The sequence below is a fragment of the Pseudarthrobacter raffinosi genome (assembly GCF_023913735.1).
Lineage (GTDB): Bacteria > Actinomycetota > Actinomycetes > Actinomycetales > Micrococcaceae > Arthrobacter > Arthrobacter raffinosi.
In genome coordinates this window covers 1-3,403 of record NZ_JAMXBH010000047.1, presented here as the reverse complement: position 1 = coordinate 3,403, position 3,403 = coordinate 1, and the positions used below count along the sequence as shown (strand labels likewise).

The following is a 3,403-nucleotide window of genomic DNA, read 5'->3' as shown; positions in this document are numbered from 1 at the left end:
CCTAAATTATCCTGATGTCCGGATTATGCCGATGTCTGCCTGAACCCGCAGTTCAGGGCCGGGTGGGTGCCGGAATGTTCGGCATAATCCGGTGACTGTCTGATACTTGTCCTCCCGTCTTCTCTCGGAAGGACAAGGATCATGAGCGATCCTGTCAAAGTACGTGTCCATGGCCCGCTGGCCTCACTGTTTCCAGGGTTCCGCGTCAGGCTTGCCGCGCTGGGCTATTCGCCAGGGACCGCGGCCCAGCAGTTGCAGATGCTCGCCGACTTGTCCGGGTGGATGCATGCTCGGGGCCTTGCGATTCACGATCTATCTCCGGAAGCGGTCGAAGAGTTCTTCCGGCATCGCCGCCAGAGCCACAGAAACCTGAGCACGGCCCGCTCGCTGGATAGGTTCATCGAATTCCTCTCCGATTCAGACATTGAGCGGGCGGCAGCAGCGCCGTCCGTCCTGCCTGACTGGGAGCAGACCCTGGTTCGGTTCGAGCAGTATCTCTCCCGCGAACGGGCGCTGGCGCCGACGACTGTCGAGAATTACCTGAACCAGGTCCGGCCCTTCCTGCGCTGGCGTGCCAGCCGGACGAATTCGGTTCTGGGCAACTTGTCCGTCAACGAGGTCACGGGCTTCCTGCTCGTCCGCGGCGGTACGGAATCCGCCGGGTCCGTCCGGGTCGCGGTGACCGCGTTGCGAGCACTGCTGAAATGGCTGTATCTGTCCGGGACCATCAACGAGGCGTTGGCGGAGGGAATCGGCCCGGTCTCCTACTCCGCGTTCGGCGCCCTACCCAAAGCCTTGCCGCCGGCCCAGGTCAGCGACCTGATCAGCCACACCGCGGATTCACGCCTGAGCTCGTGCCGTGACCGGGCCATCGTCGTGTTGCTCTCCCGGCTTGGGCTGCGCTCACGGGAGGCGGCCGGTCTGCGCCTCGATGACCTGAACTGGCGTGCCGGGACCGTCCTCGTGCGCGGGAAAGGCGGGGTCACGGAGCCCATGCCCTTACCGGCCGATGCCGGCGCGGCAATCGCCGGATACCTCGAACATGAACGCCCGGCCATGCCTGACCGCCACCTGTTCCTGCAGGCGAAGGCCCCCCACGCACCTCTGGGCCGTTCCGGTATCAGCGCCGTCGTCAACCGGCTGGGACAGCGTGCAGGTATGGCTTCCCCGGTCGGGGCTCACCGACTGCGCCACAGTGCCGCGACCGGTGTCCTGGCCGCCGGCGGCACGCTGACCGAAGCGGCCCAGCTGCTGCGCCATAGCAGTCCTGCGTCCACCGTCATTTATGCCAGGGTCGATCTGTCCGCCCTGAGGACCCTGGCCAGACCATGGCCGCGTGTTGAAAGAGGCGCCCCCGGATCAGTCATTGTTCCCGGGCGGGTCCGATGACCACGGTTCTGGCCGGCTATGAGCAGGAGTATCTGCGGTTGCGCCGGCAGATGGGCGCCACACTGCACGCGCACGAGGGGCTGATCACCAATTTCCTGCTCAGCCTCGAAACCGCCGGCCAGGGAGCCATCACGGTTGAAGCGGCCGTGGCCTGGGCAGTCCTGCCGACGGATGCCTCGCCCCGCTGGCGGGCCTACCGGCTGGCCGTGGTCCGCGGCTTTGCCGCCTATGTTCACGCACGGAATCCCGCACTGGCCCCGATCATCGCGGCCGGGCTGATACCTTCGAAGGTCGTTCATGCGATTCCATACATCTACACGCCACGGCAAACCGTTGAGCTGATGGACGCCGCACTCAGTCTGGGCCCGCCAGCCCGAGGGCTGACGGTGTCCACGGTGATCGGGCTGATGGCCGCCACCGGCATGCGGATCGGGGAAGCCCTGGCCCTGAACCTGGAAGATGTCGATCTGGCCGCCGACGTGATCACAGTGACCGGCAAATACGGGAAGGAACGTCTGGTCCCGCTGCACCCGAGCACGGCCGGTGCACTGGGCCGCTATCTAAGCGCGAGCCGGGACCTGGTCACGGCCCGCGACCCGGACGCGTTCTTCCTCACCTACATCGGTACCCGCCCTCACACCGGAAACCTGCAGACAGCATTCCGATCCCTGGCCACGCCCCTTGGCCTGACGCCCCGACCCGGGGCCAAGGCGCCGCGCCTGCACGATTTCCGTCACACCTTCGCCACCGAATCTCTTACCGAGGCCTACCATGACGGCGCTGACGCCGACGCTCGGATCGCTGTTCTGGCGACCTACCTCGGCCACGTCAGCCCGGCCAGCACCTACTGGTATCTGAGCTCCACCCCCGAACTACTCGCCCTGGTAACCGAAAGAGTCCAGACCGCACAAACCCACGGAAAGCTCCTGTCATGAGCCAGCTCGCCCCCACCCTGCAATCCTTCTTCACCGCCTACCTGAGCGGCCAGCGAGGCGCCAGCGCCCATACGGTCGCGGCCTACCGGGACACCTGGCGGCTGCTGCTGGCCTACCTCGGAGATCACCGGCACCGCCGCCCGGCCGCCGCCGATTTCACCGACCTCGACGCTGAGACGGTCACCGGATTCCTGACCTATCTGGAAACAGGCCGGGGCAACAGTGCCGCGACCAGAAACGCCCGGCTCGCGGCCATTCACGCGTTCTTCGGCTACGCCGCGTACCTGCATCCCGAGCACGCGGACCTGATTGCACGGGTGCTAGCTATCCGGGCCAAGAACGCACCCAAAGCACAGATCAGCTACCTCACGGACACCGAGGTCGACGCCCTCCTCGCGGCCCCGCCCGAAGCCCGCTGGGTCGGCAGACGCGACCGGCTAATTGTCCTGACATTGGTCACCACCGGCCTGCGGATCTCAGAACTCACGCACCTCGCATGGGCCGATCTCCAGCTGACCCGCCCGGCGCACGTTGCCTCCCACGGCAAAGGCCGCAAAGAGCGGATCACACCGCTTGACACCGCCACGTCCCTGGCCCTGCAGGCCTGGTATGAGGAAAACCTGTCACCGGCTCCCGCGTCAGCGGTCTTCACCGCCCAAGGCAGCGGCCGGCCGATGACAACCGACGCGGTCGCGCAACGGCTCCGCGCGCATACGACCGATGCGGCCACCACCTGCCCGACGCTGGCGGCAAAAACGGTTACTCCGCACGTCCTCAGGCACACCAACGCCATGCGGATGCTCGCCGCGGGCATCGACACCGCAACCATTTCCCTCTGGCTGGGCCACGAATCCATTGAATCGACCCAGACATACCTGCACGCCGACCTGGCCATCAAGCAACGCGCGCTGGACCGGACCGCACCGCCGGACACAATGCCCGGACGTTACACACCGGCAGACACCCTGCTGGAATTCCTGGAAAACCTCTGAGAGATTATGCCGAACATTCCGGCACCCACCCGGCCCTGAACTGCGGGTTCAGGCAGACATCGGCATAATCCGGACATCAGGATAATT

The 3,403-nt window shown here is 65.8% G+C and carries 3 protein-coding genes; all 3 read left to right on the top strand.

The genetic code is table 11. The annotated features are described in order from the left end of the window. The first annotated feature begins 141 nt into the window (after nucleotides 1-141). The 3 genes from NG698_RS21470 to NG698_RS21460 are packed head-to-tail and all read left to right on the top strand — an operon-like array spanning nucleotide 142 to nucleotide 3,316. Nucleotides 142-1,389, top strand: coding sequence for a tyrosine-type recombinase/integrase (locus NG698_RS21470; RefSeq protein ID WP_252603969.1), 1,248 nt, complete (start codon nucleotides 142-144; stop codon nucleotides 1,387-1,389). Beyond that, nucleotides 1,386-2,324, top strand: a complete 939-nt coding sequence (locus NG698_RS21465) for a tyrosine-type recombinase/integrase (protein WP_252603971.1) — start codon at nucleotides 1,386-1,388, stop codon at nucleotides 2,322-2,324. Before NG698_RS21470 ends, NG698_RS21465 begins: the two co-directional genes overlap by 4 nt. Further along, entirely contained in the window at nucleotides 2,321-3,316 is a 996-nt protein-coding gene (locus NG698_RS21460) for a tyrosine-type recombinase/integrase (protein WP_252603973.1), read from the top strand. Before NG698_RS21465 ends, NG698_RS21460 begins: the two co-directional genes overlap by 4 nt. The last annotated feature ends 87 nt before the right edge of the window (nucleotides 3,317-3,403 follow it).